This is a genomic window from Pseudomonas sp. LH1G9, from assembly GCF_002949975.1.
GTDB lineage: Bacteria > Pseudomonadota > Gammaproteobacteria > Pseudomonadales > Pseudomonadaceae > Aquipseudomonas > Aquipseudomonas veronii.
Genome location: NZ_CP026880.1, coordinates 1,069,264 through 1,082,705, shown reverse-complemented (window position 1 = coordinate 1,082,705; position 13,442 = coordinate 1,069,264). Strand labels below are relative to the sequence as shown.

The 13,442-nt window shown below is 63.0% G+C and carries 10 protein-coding genes; 4 read left to right on the top strand and 6 right to left on the bottom strand.

The window, feature by feature from the left end; all coding sequences use genetic code 11:
• Nucleotides 1-6 precede the first annotated feature (6 nt).
• The 4 genes from C5F70_RS05150 (at nucleotide 7) to C5F70_RS05135 (ending at nucleotide 3,753) form a co-directional block, all read left to right on the top strand.
• On the top strand, nucleotides 7-969 hold the full coding sequence (locus C5F70_RS05150; RefSeq protein ID WP_104902836.1) for a TRAP transporter substrate-binding protein: 963 nt from the start codon (nucleotides 7-9) through the stop codon (nucleotides 967-969).
• A gap of 66 nt (nucleotides 970-1,035) precedes the next feature.
• Nucleotides 1,036-1,563, top strand: coding sequence for a TRAP transporter small permease (locus tag C5F70_RS05145; RefSeq protein ID WP_104902835.1), 528 nt, complete (start codon nucleotides 1,036-1,038; stop codon nucleotides 1,561-1,563).
• 1 nt (nucleotide 1,564) lies between these two features.
• Nucleotides 1,565-2,845: a TRAP transporter large permease gene (locus C5F70_RS05140; RefSeq protein ID WP_017847471.1), complete on the top strand. Its 1,281-nt coding sequence runs from the start codon at nucleotides 1,565-1,567 to the stop codon at nucleotides 2,843-2,845.
• Nucleotides 2,845-3,753, top strand: coding sequence for an aldose 1-epimerase (locus C5F70_RS05135; protein ID WP_104902834.1), 909 nt, complete (start codon nucleotides 2,845-2,847; stop codon nucleotides 3,751-3,753). The genes C5F70_RS05140 and C5F70_RS05135 overlap by 1 nt, the downstream gene beginning before the upstream one ends.
• A 475-nt stretch (nucleotides 3,754-4,228) precedes the next feature.
• Here the strand turns inward: C5F70_RS05135 and C5F70_RS05130 are convergent, their stop codons facing one another.
• From C5F70_RS05130 to C5F70_RS05100, 6 genes are all read right to left on the bottom strand, one after another.
• Nucleotides 4,229-5,707 carry a DASS family sodium-coupled anion symporter gene (locus C5F70_RS05130; RefSeq protein ID WP_017847473.1) on the bottom strand — a complete coding sequence of 493 codons (1,479 nt, stop codon included), beginning with the start codon at nucleotides 5,705-5,707 and terminating at the stop codon, nucleotides 4,229-4,231.
• A gap of 80 nt (nucleotides 5,708-5,787) precedes the next feature.
• Nucleotides 5,788-7,158 carry a hybrid sensor histidine kinase/response regulator gene (locus C5F70_RS05125; RefSeq protein ID WP_017847474.1) on the bottom strand — a complete coding sequence of 457 codons (1,371 nt, stop codon included), beginning with the start codon at nucleotides 7,156-7,158 and terminating at the stop codon, nucleotides 5,788-5,790.
• Nucleotides 7,142-8,305 carry an alcohol dehydrogenase-like regulatory protein ErcA gene (gene ercA / locus C5F70_RS05120; protein WP_017847475.1) on the bottom strand — a complete coding sequence of 388 codons (1,164 nt, stop codon included), beginning with the start codon at nucleotides 8,303-8,305 and terminating at the stop codon, nucleotides 7,142-7,144. The genes C5F70_RS05125 and ercA overlap by 17 nt, the downstream gene beginning before the upstream one ends.
• A 127-nt stretch (nucleotides 8,306-8,432) precedes the next feature.
• Nucleotides 8,433-8,504 (bottom strand): pyrroloquinoline quinone precursor peptide PqqA, encoded by a 72-nt coding sequence (gene pqqA / locus C5F70_RS05115; RefSeq protein ID WP_010209364.1) that lies wholly within the window; start codon nucleotides 8,502-8,504, stop codon nucleotides 8,433-8,435.
• A 1,410-nt stretch (nucleotides 8,505-9,914) separates the two neighbouring features.
• Nucleotides 9,915-11,435: an aldehyde dehydrogenase family protein gene (locus C5F70_RS05105; protein WP_017847476.1), complete on the bottom strand. Its 1,521-nt coding sequence runs from the start codon at nucleotides 11,433-11,435 to the stop codon at nucleotides 9,915-9,917.
• Between the two features lie 121 nt (nucleotides 11,436-11,556).
• Complete coding sequence (locus tag C5F70_RS05100) at nucleotides 11,557-13,332, bottom strand: PQQ-dependent methanol/ethanol family dehydrogenase (protein WP_017847477.1); 1,776 nt, start codon at nucleotides 13,330-13,332, stop codon at nucleotides 11,557-11,559.
• Nucleotides 13,333-13,442 lie beyond the last annotated feature (110 nt).

The following is a 13,442-nucleotide window of genomic DNA, read 5'->3' as shown; positions in this document are numbered from 1 at the left end:
CCGCCCATGGACTTCAAACGCACCTTGCTCGCCGCCGCAATCTTCACCCTCAGCAGCGCCGCCCACGCGCTGGAAATCAAATTCGCCGACATCCACCCCGCCGGCTACCCCACCGTCGTGGCCGAAGAGAACATGGGCAAGGCCCTCACCCAAGAAAGCAACGGCGAACTGACCTTCAAGTACTTCCCCGGGGGCGTCCTGGGTTCGGAAAAAGAAGTCGTCGAACAGGCCCAGGTCGGCGCGATCCAGATGACCCGGGTCAGCCTCGGCATCGTCGGCCCGGTGGTGCCGGACGTGAACGTGTTCAACCTGCCATTCGTGTTCCGCGACCAGGCGCATATGCGCAAAGTCATCGACGGCGGGATCGGCGATGAAATCCTCGCCAAGATCACCGACTCCGAATTCGGCCTGGTCGCCCTGGCCTGGATGGACGGCGGCACGCGCAACCTCTACAGCAAAAAACCGGTGCGCAAGATCGAAGACCTCAAGGGCATGAAGATTCGCGTGCAGGGCAACCCGCTGTTCATCGATGCCTTCAACGCCATGGGTGCCAACGGTATCGCCATGGACACCGGCGAGATCTTCAGTGCCTTGCAGACCGGGGTGATCGACGGTGCCGAGAACAACCCACCCACCATGCTGGAACACAACCACTTTCAGAACGCCAAGTACTACACCCTCACCGAGCACCTGATCCTGCCCGAACCGATCGTGATGTCGAAAATCACCTGGAACAAGCTCACCCCCGCGCAACAGCTCATGGTGAAGAACGCCGCCAAGGCCGCCCAGGCCGATGAGCGTGTGCTGTGGGATAAAAAATCCGCCAGCAGCGAGGAAAAACTCAAGGCGGCCGGCGTGGAGTTCATCCGCGTCGACAAACAGCCCTTCTACGACGCCACCGCCGCGGTTCGCGCCAAGTACGGCGCGCCTTACGCCGACATCATCGCGCGCATCGACGCCGTTCAATAACCCGCCCTGCCTCTCGCATAAGGCCCGGCGCGGTCGGCATCGACGCGCCCGGTCACGGTGAACGCCATGAAGAATCTAGTGCTGCGCATCAACGACCGCCTCTACATGACCTGCATCTGGGTCGCCGGCCTCTCGGTCCTCGGGGTCGCGCTGATCATCCCCTGGGGCATCTTCGCCCGCTACATCCTCGGCACCGGCTCCAGCTGGCCGGAGCCCACCGCCATCCTGCTGATGCTGGTGTTCACTTTTATCGGCGCCGCCGCCAGCTACCGCGCCGGGGCGCATATGTCGGTGGCGATGGTCACTGACCGCCTGCCTGCGCGCCAACGCCAGGTCGTCGACATCCTCTCGCAACTGCTGATGGGCACCATCTGCCTGTTCATGACCATTTGGGGCAGCAAGCTGTGCCTGTCCACCTGGAACCAGTTCATGAGCGCCATCCCTACCCTGCGCGTGGGCATCACCTACATGCCGATCCCGATCGGCGGGTTGCTGACCCTGGTCTTCGTGATGGAAAAACTCGTGCTCGGTGACCAGAGCAACCGACGGGTCGTGCGCTTCGATCTGGTTGAAGAAAGCGAAGGGGCTGCCTGATATGGACGCATTGATTCTGTTGGGCAGCTTTGTCGGCTTGATCCTGATCGGCATGCCAGTGGCCTATGCCCTGGGCCTGTCGGCGTTGATCGGCGCGTGGTGGATCGACATTCCGTACCAGGCCCTGATGATTCAGATCGCTGGCGGGGTGAACAAGTTTTCGCTGATGGCGATTCCGTTCTTCGTGCTGGCCGGCGCGATCATGGCCGAGGGCGGCATGTCGCGGCGGCTGGTGGCGTTCGCCGGGGTGCTGGTGGGTTTTGTGCGCGGCGGCTTGTCCCTGGTGAACATCATGGCCTCGACGTTTTTCGGTGCGATCTCCGGCTCCTCGGTGGCCGACACCGCCTCGGTCGGCTCGGTGCTGATCCCGGAAATGGAGCGCCGTGGCTACCCCCGGGAGTTCGCCACGGCGGTGACCATCAGCGGCTCGGTGCAGGCGCTGTTGACCCCGCCCAGCCACAACTCGGTGCTCTACTCCCTGGCGGCGGGCGGCACGGTGTCGATCGCCTCGCTGTTCATGGCCGGCGTGGTCCCGGGCCTGCTGATGAGCGCGTGCCTGATGGTGCTGTGCCTGATCTTCGCGAAGAAGCGCGACTACCCCAAGGGCGAAGTCATCCCGCTCAAGCAAGCGCTGAAAATCTGCGCCGACGCACTGTGGGGCCTGATGGCCATGGTGATCATCCTCGGCGGCATCCTGTCGGGCATCTTCACCGCCACCGAGTCCGCCGCGATCGCGGTGCTGTGGGCATTCTTCGTGACCATGTTCATCTACCGCGACTACAAATGGAACGAGCTGCCCAAGCTGATGCACCGCACGGTACGCACCATTTCCATCGTGATGATCCTGATCGCCTTCGCGGCCAGCTTCGGCTACATCATGACCCTGATGCAGATCCCGGCGAAGATCACCACGCTGTTCCTGACCCTGTCGGACAACCGCTACGTGATCCTGATGTGCATCAACGCCATGCTGCTGTTGCTCGGCACGGTGATGGACATGGCGCCGCTGATTTTGATCCTCACGCCGATCCTGCTGCCGGTGGTGCTCGGCATCGGCGTCGACCCGGTTCACTTCGGCATGATCATGCTGGTCAACCTCGGCATCGGCCTGATCACGCCACCGGTCGGCGCGGTGCTGTTCGTGGGGGCGGCGGTGGGCAAGGTGAGTATCGAGAACACCGTGAAGGCGCTGCTGCCGTTCTATGGCGTGCTGTTTTTGGTGCTGATCGCGGTGACTTACATTCCGGCGTTATCGCTGTGGCTGCCAGGGCTGGTGCTGTGATGCTGATTGAACTGGAAGATCACCTGACCCACCTCACCCTCGCCCCGGCCGTGGGCGGCAGCATCGTCAACTGGCGCGTGCGCGCCAGCGGCCAGCCCCTGCTGCGGCCTAGCGATCAAGCGGCGCTGGACACCGGCCTGCCCGGCAAACTGGCCTGCTATCCCCTCGCGCCGTGGTCCAATCGCATTGCCAACGGCGGTTTCGATACGCCGGCCGGCTGGCTGGCACTCACGCCCAACAGCGCGACCGATCCGCTGCCGATTCACGGTTCGGCCTGGCAACAGGCGTGGCGCGTGGTCAGCCAGTCGGCGGATGAAGTGCTGCTTGCGCTGGAATGCGCCACGCCGTTCGCCTATCGCGCCGAGCAGCGGTTTGGGTTGAGCAACGGCGTGTTGAGTATCGGGCTGAGCGTGACGCATCTGGCCGAAGCCGCCGCGTGGCACGGTTTGGGCTTGCATCCTTACTTCCCGCGCCGGGCGGGTACGCGGTTGCAGGCCAAGGCTGGGCAAGTGTGGATGAGTGATGCGTCCAAGCTGCCGACGGCGCTGGCACCCGTACACGCCGATTGGGATTTCCAACAGCTCAAGGGGTTGCCCCAAGCGTTGGTCGACAACGGGTTTTGCCAGTGGGACGGGCATTGCCGGATCGAACAGCCGGAGCTGGGTTATGCCCTGGAATGCCAGGCCACCGGCGCCGATTACTTCTTGCTGTACTGCCCGCCGGGGTTGGGGTTCTTCTGCATCGAGCCGGTGAGCCATCCGGTGAATGCCCATCACTTGCCGGGCAGGCCGGGCCTGAAACTGCTGGAACACAACCAGTCGACCCAACTCAATTTCACCCTGAAATACATTCCAACTGTGGGAGGGGGCTTGCCCCCGATAGCAGTGTGTCAGCCACTACATGCATGACTGACCCACCGCTATCGGGGGCAAGCCCCCTCCCACATTTTTGACTGGGTTCGGCTTCCAGGATCAGGTCGGCTATAAGGCAGCCTCGCTTTTGCTTTTGCTTTTGCTTTTGATCTTAGGCGCCCCGTAAAACCACGCTGGCCGAACGCAGGCTTGAATCCGTGGGCAACCCGGCAGGACGCCGGGTTAGCCGTCCTGGGCCAGGGATGGCCCATGACGGCGGCCCACGGATTCAAGCCGGAGTGAGGGCATGCCGAGCCTAGGCGAGGCACCGAGTGGTGGGGCAAGAGCCCTTTGGTTACTTTGGGGCTTTTCCAAAGTGACCCGCCGTAAGGGCGGAACCCATAGCAGCCGTGACCGCAACAATGGATATGTACTCAACCCAAAAAGCTGGTCAGCCCAGAGGCCGCCATCGGGGGCAAGCCCCCTCCCACATTGGATCTCCTTTGCATTGGCGACCCCATGACACGCCCTATCAGATCCAGCCAAGCCAACTCCAGTAGGTCGCCGCAAACACCAACATCAACAAGTAACCCATCAGCGTCACCAACACCCCCACCTTGGCAAACTGCCGCGCCGTGAATGTCCCAGTCCCCAGGCACACCATGTTCTGCGGCGCATTGATCGGCAGGATAAACCCGTAGCTCACCACAAACCCCAACAGCATGGTCATCCCCAACCGGTTGAACTCCCCCGGCAAGGTCTGCAACACCGCAATCAGGATCGGCAACAACGCCGAGGTCAACGCCGTCGCACTGGCAAACCCCAAGTGGATCACGATCAAAAACGCCCCGAGGATGGCAAACACGCCCAGCGGCCCGACCTGGTCCAGGCCGGTATGCGCCACCACTTGCGAACCCAGCCACTGCCCGGCCTGGGTGGTCAGCAACGCCGTGCCGAGGCTGATGCCGACGCCAAACACAATCACCGTGCCCCACGGAATCCGCGACTGCACATCCTTCCAGGTCATCACGCCGATCCCCGGCAACAGCAGGAACACCAGCCCGGCGTAGGTGGTCGAGGTGGTGTCGAAATTGTGCAGGCGCCCTTCGGTAGCCCACGCCAACAGCAACAGCACCGACACGGCAAGCAGGCGTTTTTGCGGGCCGGTCATCGGGCCGATATCCACCAGCGACTGGGCCACGGCTTCTTTGCCGCCGGGGATGCTGTCGCTTTCCGGCGGCAGCAGTTTGATCACCAGGAACAGCAACACCGCCGACATGATCAGCGCCCATGGCGCGCCGGCAATCAGCCAGTCGATCCACGACACGCGCTGGCCGAGCATCTTGTCCATGAACCCAACGGTCAGCAGGTTCTGCGCGGCGGCGGTCTGGATGCCGACGTTCCAGATGCTGGTGCCCTGGGCCACCACGATCATCAGGCCGGCGGCGATGTTGGAGCGTTTATCGACGCCAAACGCCGCCACCACGCCCATCATGATCGGCACCACACAGGCACTGCGCGCGGTGGCGCTGGGTACGACGAGGCTCAGGAGGATAGTCACCGCGATCGCCCCCAGCAGAATGCCGCGGGTGCTGGTGCCGACCCGGGTCAGCGTGACCAGGGCAATGCGCCGGTCCAGGCCGGTGTGGGTCATGGCGGCGGCGATGAACAACGCCCCCGCCACCAGCGCCAGCGCCGGGTTGGAGAAGCCGGTCAGCGCCATGCCGATGGCCGGGCTGGAGCCGATCAGGTGCGCGGGGTCTTGCAGCGACGGCGCGGTGCCGAGCAAGAACGCCATGAGCGAGGTGATCATGATCGCGCTGGCCTCATAGGACACCGCCTCGCTGATCCACACCACCACCGCAAACGCGAGGATCGCCAGCATGCGATGCCCGGCCACCGGCAAATCCGCGGGCAGCGGTAACAGCAGCACCCCGACCATCACCAGTACAGCGACGACCAGGCCCAAGGGCAACTTGAATGATGCAGCGGTTGTTGCGGGGGCGCTCATGGGGGAATCTCCGTCGGCGTCAAATCAGGCTGGGAGCATGGCGCAAAATGCCGCACGCGGTGTTGACAGGTATCAAACCTCTAGGCCAATAACTGACTCAACACCGCCCGCAACTTCCCGGGCTTGACCGGTTTGTTCAACAACGGTGCGTCCAGCCGCCGCAGGATGCGCCGGCACTGGTCGGTGCGGTCGGCGCTGATGATCACGGCGGGAATCGTCTGGGCAAAATGCTCGCGCAGGTACTTGACCACCTCACAGCCCACCACGCCGTGGTCCAGGTGATAGTCCGCCAGGATCAGTTCCGGCGCCCTGCCCTGCAACGCCAGCAACGCGCCGGCCTGGTCGGTGGCCGTGACCACCTCGCAGCCCCACTGCCCGAGCAGCGCGCTCATGCTTTCGAGGATGCTGACTTCGTTGTCCAGCACCAGCAAACGCCGCCCCGGCAGCGGGTTGCCGGTGGTCGGTTGCGTGGGCAGTTGGCTGATGGCCAACGGCATTTCTTCGCTGATCGGCACTTCGAGGCTGAACATCGACCCGCGTCCCGGCCACGAGCGCACCGCCACCGGGTAACCGAGGATCTCAGCGATCCGCTCGACAATCGCCAGCCCCAGGCCCACGCCCTTGCGGTCCGAGGCGCGGCCGACGTCCAGTTGGTTGAATTCGAGGAAGATCGCGTCGAGCCGGTCGGCCGGGATGCCGCGTCCGGTGTCCCACACTTCCAGGCGCAGGTGATCGCCGCGACGACGGGCGCCGAGCAGGATGCAGCCGTCGTCGGTGTAGCGGCAGGCGTTGCTGAGGAAATTACGCAAAATCCGCGTCACCAGGCGCAGGTCGGTCCGGATCGCGTAATGGCCGGTGTGCGCGCGCAGATTCAGTCCGGCGGCCAGGGCGACGGACTGGAATTCGGAGACCAGCGGCGCAAACAGCTCGTCCAGGCGATACAGCGCCACGTCCGGCTTGACCGCTGCCTGGTCGAGCCGCGAGATATCGAGCAAGTCGGTGAGCAAATCCTCGGCACCTTCCAGGGCCTGGTGCGTGCGCTCCACCAGCACCTGCTCGACGCTCGGCAACGACCGTTCGCGCAGGGTGGCGATCAACAGCCGTGCGGCGTTGAGCGGCTGCAACAGGTCATGGCTGGCGGCGGCGAGGTACTTGTCCTTGCTGCGGTTGGCGGCCTCGGCGGCGTCGCGGGCGTCGCGCAGTTCCTGTTCGACCTGTTCGCGCTGGGCGACCTGCTGTTGCAGGTTGCGGTTGGCTTCGAGCAGTTCATCGGTGCGCGCCGCCACCCGCTGCTCCAGTTCGTCGTTGAGGCGGATGTAGCGGTTGCGCTCGGCCTCCAGCTCATCGAGGCGGGCCGTGAGTTCCGGGTAGTGGCTCTTGCGCGCCGACTGGTCGCCCAACCCCAGCAGCCCGGCCAGGGCGCGCTGCTGGTCGTCAGAGAGCTTCGCCATAGACGACCTCGACGTCACGCTGGCTCGATTCGCGGGGGTTGGTGAGGATGCACGGATCGTGCATGGCGTGCTGGGACAGGAACGGAATGTCCGCCACCCGCACGCCGTGCAGGCCGAGGGTTTCGTGGAAGCCGATGGCACGCTTCAGCGCGATCAGATGCTCGACCAGCCGCCCGCGGATCTGCGGATGAGTCAGGCCGCGGCAGTCGATGCCGAACGTCTCGGCAATCACCTTGAAGCGCTCCGGCGCCGAGTTGTAGTTGAACGCCACCACATGCTCCACCAGCACCGCGTTGCACAGGCCGTGAGGCAGGTCGAGGAAGCCGCCGAGGCTGTGGGACATGGCATGCACCGCGCCGAGGATCGCATTGGAGAACGCCAGCCCCGCCTGCATGCTGCCGAGCATGATCTTCTCGCGCAGGGCGATGTCCGCCGGGTTGGCGATCATCTGCACCAGGTTGCCGTTGATCAGGCGCATGGCTTCCAGCGCGTGGGGGTCGGTCAGCGGGCCGTGGCCGGTGGAGACGAACGCCTCGATCGCATGCACCAGCGCATCGATGCCGGTGCAGGCGGACAGGAACGGGTCCATGCTCGCGGTGGTTTCCGGGTCGATCAGCGACACGTCCGGCACCACCGCCTTGCTGACGATGGAGAACTTCATGCGCTCCTGCTGGTTGGAAATGATCACGAACTGCGAGACATCCGCCGAAGTGCCGGCGGTGGTGGGGATCAGGATCAGCGGGGGGCTGGGCACGCGAATGGTGTCCACGCCTTCGAATTCGAGGATGTTGCGCCCATGGGCGACCACGATGCCGATGGCCTTGCCGCAGTCCATCGGGCTGCCGCCGCCGATGGCCACGATCACGTCGCAATGGTTGTCGCGGTACACCTCGGCACCGAGCATGACTTCTTCGACGCGGGGGTTGGGCGAGACGCCGCTGTACAGGCAGTAATCGATGCCGATGGCCTGCAGGCTGGCTTCCACGTCGGCGACCCAGCCGGCGGCGATCACACCGGGGTCGCTGACCACCAGCACTTTGCGCGCACCGAAGGTCTTGGCGTAATTACCGACGTTGTGCCGGCAGCCGGCACCAAAGATGATTTCAGGCGAAACGAACTTACGCAGAAGGCTGAGATTTGGGCTCATTGGAAAGCCTGTTTTTATTATTTTTGAGAGATGCGCTCCACACTAACCCATCCGCGCGCGAATGCAATCAGACCAAAGAGTCATTCCCCAAACGACCCCGGCCAGCGCGAGGCTGGCCGGGGGTGAATCAGCGGCTGGCGAAGTACATGGTCACTTCAAAGCCGATACGCAGGTCGGTAAACGCGGGTTTAGTCCACATGGGGCGATCCTCTTGTTGTGCCGGAAGATTCCGGTAATGGCATTAATGCATGGGGGGATGGGGGTGCGAATGCTACTTTCGAACGAGCCTGAAGCATGCCTTGGTAGCAGATGTACACCGATCAAAAATGTGGGAGGGGGATTGCCCCCTCCCACAGTTGGTTGCATTTCAAGTCGGGGTTAGAAGAAGCCCAGGGGGTTAGTCTGCAGGTAGTGATCCAACAGGCAAAGCCCGCTTACTGTGCCGGAACGGGTGTACGCCGATCAAAATGTGGGAGGGGGCTTGCCCCCGATGGCGGCTTGTCAGCCAAGACATGCATGACTGACCCACCGCTATCGGGGGCAAGCCCCCTCCCACATTGGGTTGTATTTCAAGTCGGGGTTAGAAGAAGCCCAGGGGGTTGGTCTGCAGGTAGTGGTCCAACAGGCAAAGCCCTCTTGTTGTGCCGGAACGGGTGTACGCCGATCAAAATGTGGGAGGGGGCTTGCCCCCGATGGCAGTGTGTCAGCCAATACATACCTGACTGAGCCATCGCTATCGGGGGCAAGCCCCCTCCCACAGTTGGTTGCATTTCAAGTCGGGGTTAGAAGAGGCCCAGGGGGTTGGTCTGCGGGTAGTGATCCAACAGGCAAAGCCCTCTTGCTGTGCCGGAACGGGTGTACGCCGATCAAAATCTGGGAGGGGGCTTGCCCCCTCCCACAGTTGGTTGCATGTCAAGTCGGGGTTAGAAGAGGCCCAGGGGGTTGGTCTGCAGGTAGTGATCCAACAGGCAAAGCCCTCTTGCTGTGCCGGAACGGGTGTACGCCGATCAAAATGTGGGAGGGGGCTTGCCCCCTCCCACAGTTGGTTGCATGTCAAGTCGGGGTTAGAAGAGGCCCAGGGGCTTGGTCTGCAGGTAGTGATCCAACAGGCAAAGCCCTCTTGCTGTGCCGGAACGGGTGTACGCCGATCAAAATGTGGGAGGGGGCTTGCCCCCGATGGCAGTGTGTCAGCCAATACATACCTGACTGAGCCATCGCTATCGGGGGCAAGCCCCCTCCCACATTGGGTTGTATTTCAAATCGGGGTTAGAAGAAGCCCAGGGGGTTGGTCTGTGGGTAGTGATCCAACAGGCAAAGCCCTCTTGCTGTGCCGGAACGGGTGTACGCCGATCAAAATGTGGGAGGGGGCTTGCCCCCTCCCACATTGGGTTGTATTTCAAGTCGGGGTTAGAAGAGGCCCAGGGGGTTGGTCTGCGGGTAGTGATCCAACAGGCAAAGCCCTCTTGTTGTGCCGGAACGGGTGTACGCCGATCAAAATGTGGGAGGGGGCTTGCCCCCGATGGCAGTGTGTCAGCCAATACATACCTGACTGAGCCACCGCTATCGGGGGCAAGCCCCCTCCCACATTGGGTTGCATTTCAAGTCGGGGTTAGAAGAAGCCCAGTGGGTTGATGTCGTAGCTCACCAGCAGGTTCTTGGTCTGCTGGTAGTGATCCAACATCATCTTGTGGTTCTCACGCCCCACGCCGGACTTTTTGTAGCCGCCAAACGCAGCGTGCGCCGGGTACAGGTGGTAGCAGTTGGTCCACACGCGGCCGGCCTTGATCGCCCGGCCCATGCGGTAGGCGCGGTTGATGTCGCGGGTCCACAGGCCGGCACCCAGGCCGAACTCGCTGTCGTTGGCAATGGCCAGGGCTTCGGCTTCGTCCTTGAACGTGGTAATACCCACCACCGGGCCGAAGATTTCTTCCTGGAACACGCGCATTTTGTTATGGCCCTTGAGCAGGGTCGGCTGGATGTAGTAACCGCTGGACAGGTCACCCTCCAAACGCTCGGCCGCGCCGCCGGTGAGCAGTTCGGCGCCCTCTTCCTGGGCGATTTTGAGGTAGGACAGGATCTTGTCGTATTGCTGCTCGGACGCCTGGGCGCCGACCATGGTTTCGGTGTCCAGCGGGTTGCCGCGCTTGATCTTGACGATCTTTTTCATCACCACTTTCATGAAGTCGTCGTAAATCGACTCCTGCACCAGCGCCCGCGACGGGCAGGTACACACTTCGCCCTGGTTGAAGAACGCCAGCACCAGGCCTTCGGCGGCCTTTTCGATGAACTGCGGCTCCGCGTTCATGATGTCTTCGAAGAAGATGTTCGGCGACTTGCCGCCCAGCTCCACGGTCGACGGAATGATGTTCTCGGCCGCGCAATGCATGATGTGCGCGCCGATTGGGGTAGAGCCGGTAAAGGCGATCTTGGCGATGCGCTTGCTGGTGGCCAGCGCTTCGCCGGCTTCACGGCCAAAGCCCTGGACGATGTTCAGCACGCCCGCGGGCAGCAGGTCGTTGATCAGTTCGGCAAACACCATGATCGACAGCGGCGTCTGCTCGGCCGGCTTGAGCACGATGCAGTTGCCGGCGGCCAGGGCCGGGGCGAGTTTCCAGGCGGCCATCAGCAGTGGGAAGTTCCACGGAATGATCTGCCCGACCACACCCAGCGGCTCGTGGAAGTGGTAGGCGGCGGTGTGTTCGTTGATCTCGGCGGCGCCGCCTTCCTGGGCGCGGATGCAGCCGGCGAAGTAACGGAAGTGGTCGGCGGCCAGCGGCACGTCGGCGTTGAGGGTTTCACGCACGGCTTTGCCGTTGTCCCAGCTTTCGGTGACGGCCAGCACTTCGAGGTTCTGTTCGATGCGGTCGGCGATTTTCAGCAGCACCAGGGCGCGATCCTGGGCCGAGGTCTTGCCCCAGGCGTCGGCGGCGGCGTGGGCCGCATCGAGGGCCTTGTCGATGTCGGCGGCGTTGGAGCGCGGGAATTCGGCGATCACTTCACCGGTCACCGGCGAGGTGTTGGTGAAGTATTCACCGCTGATCGGCGCAACGAATTCGCCGCCGATGAAGTTGCCGTAGCGTGACTTGAAGCTGACGATGGCGCCAGGGGTGCCAGGTTGTGCGTAGATCATGTTAAAGCCTCTGTCTGGGTCCGGGCCTGTCGGTCAACAGGCGATGACCCGATAGTAAAGAGCCCCCGCTGCCGGGCGAATGCGCCGTTGGCAGGAGGGCTCTTGTCATTTGGTCGTAGATTCAGTGTTTGGCGACCAGTTCTTTAGGCAATTTGAAGGTCCAGAGCATGCCGCCCTGGTTGAAGTCCTTGATGCGTTTGGCCACTTCACCGCCCCACAACGGCACCGCGCCGCCCCAGCCGGAGAGCACCGAGACGTACTGTTCGCCGTCCATTTCCCAGGTCACAGGCGAGCCGAGCACGCCGGAGCCGGTCTGGAATTCCCAGACTTTCTCGCCGGTCTTGGCGTTGAACGCCTGCAGGAAGCCTTCCGGCGTACCGGTGAACACCAGGTTGCCCTTGGTGGTCAGGACCCCGCCCCACAGCGGCGCGAAGTTCTTGTGGCGCCAGACTTCCTTGCCGGTTTTCGGGTCGATGGCGCGCAGCACGCCGATGTAGTCTTCGTTCAGCGGCTTGATGGTGAAGCCCGCACCGAGGAACGCCGCACCTTTTTTGTAGGTGATGCCTTCGTTCCACATGTCCATGCCCCATTCGTTGGACGGCACGTAGAACAACCCGGTATCGCGGTTATAGGCCATCGGCATCCAGTTCTTCGCGCCGAGGAACGCCGGGGCGACGAACACCGAAGTGCCCTTGGCTTCGTTGCCTGGCGCGCCGGGGCGGCTGGCTTCGTTGTAGATCGGCCGACCGTCTTTATCCAGGCCGGTGGCCCAGGTGATCTTGTCGACGAACGGGAAGCCGCGGATGAACTTGCCGTTGGTGCGGTCGAGCACGTAGAAGAAACCGTTACGGTCGGCGGTGGCCGCCGCTTTGATCTCTTTGCCGCCTTCGGTGTAGTTGAAAGAGACCAGCTCGTTCACGCCGTCGTAGTCCCAGCCGTCATGGGGCGTGGTCTGGAAGTGCCACTTGATGGTGCCGTCATCCGGGTTCAGCGCCAGGCGCGAGGACGAGTAGAGGTTGTCGCCAGGGCGCAGGTGCGAGTTCCACGGCGCCGGGTTGCCGGTGCCGAACAGCAGCAAGTTGGTTTCCGGGTCGTAGTAGCCGCCCAGCCACGGTGCCGCGCCGCCGGTTTTCCACAAGTCGCCAGGCCAGGTCTTGCCCGCCTCGCCGCCGGAAATGCCGTTTTCCACGGCCTTGCCGTCCTTGTAGACGTAGCCCATGTGACCTTCGACAGTCGGACGGGTCCACAGCAGGTCACCGTTTTTCGGGTCGTAGGCTTCGATCTTGCCCACCACGCCGAATTCGCCGCCGGCCACGCCGGTAATCAGCTTGCCGTTGATCACCAGGGGCGCGGCGCTGATCGAGTAGCCTTCCTTGTGGTCGGCGACTTTCTTGCTCCACACCACTTTGCCGGTGTCTTTGTTCAGGGCCACCAGCTTGGCATCGAGGGTGCCGAAGAACACCAGGTCGCCGTACAGCGCCACGCCGCGGTTGATCACGTCACAGCACGGGCGGATGTCATCGGGCAGACGCGCATCGTACTGCCAGAGCTTCTTGCCGGTGCGTGCATCCACCGCGAACACCCGCGAGTAGGACCCGGTGAGGTACATCACCCCGTCCTTGATCATCGGCTGTGCCTGCTGGCCGCGCTGTTTCTCGCCGCCAAAGGAGAACGCCCAGACCGGGCGCAGGTCCTTGACGTTGTCCACATTCAGGGTATCGAGCGGGCTATAGCGCTGGCCTTGGACGCCCAGACCGTTGGTGACGATCTGCCCGGGGTTTTTCGGGTCCTGGAGAATCTCCTGATCGGTCACGGCCGCCATGGCCTGGCCGGATAACAGAATGGCACCGAGCAACACACTCAAGGCGAAGGGTTGGCGGCGTGCGGGTTGGGTCATGACGGCTACCTCTGCGGTTTTTTGTTATACCCGGGAAATTTTCCCGGTCTGGTACAGATTCTTGGGCGCAGGGGCGGTTGTCACAATTGACCGCAGTATCGAGATTGCTA

What these genes read in the sequence shown, in the direction of transcription:
- C5F70_RS05150 (WP_104902836.1), top strand. Translation starts at nt 7, where the DNA reads ATGGACTTCAAACGCACCTTGCTCGCCGCCGCAATCTTCACCCTCAGC.
- C5F70_RS05145 (WP_104902835.1), top strand. Translation starts at nt 1,036, where the DNA reads ATGAAGAATCTAGTGCTGCGCATCAACGACCGCCTCTACATGACCTGC.
- C5F70_RS05140 (WP_017847471.1), top strand. Translation starts at nt 1,565, where the DNA reads ATGGACGCATTGATTCTGTTGGGCAGCTTTGTCGGCTTGATCCTGATC.
- C5F70_RS05135 (WP_104902834.1), top strand. Translation starts at nt 2,845, where the DNA reads ATGCTGATTGAACTGGAAGATCACCTGACCCACCTCACCCTCGCCCCG.
- C5F70_RS05130 (WP_017847473.1), bottom strand. Translation starts at nt 5,707, where the DNA reads ATGAGCGCCCCCGCAACAACCGCTGCATCATTCAAGTTGCCCTTGGGC.
- C5F70_RS05125 (WP_017847474.1), bottom strand. Translation starts at nt 7,158, where the DNA reads ATGGCGAAGCTCTCTGACGACCAGCAGCGCGCCCTGGCCGGGCTGCTG.
- ercA (WP_017847475.1), bottom strand. Translation starts at nt 8,305, where the DNA reads ATGAGCCCAAATCTCAGCCTTCTGCGTAAGTTCGTTTCGCCTGAAATC.
- C5F70_RS05105 (WP_017847476.1), bottom strand. Translation starts at nt 11,435, where the DNA reads ATGATCTACGCACAACCTGGCACCCCTGGCGCCATCGTCAGCTTCAAG.
- C5F70_RS05100 (WP_017847477.1), bottom strand. Translation starts at nt 13,332, where the DNA reads ATGACCCAACCCGCACGCCGCCAACCCTTCGCCTTGAGTGTGTTGCTC.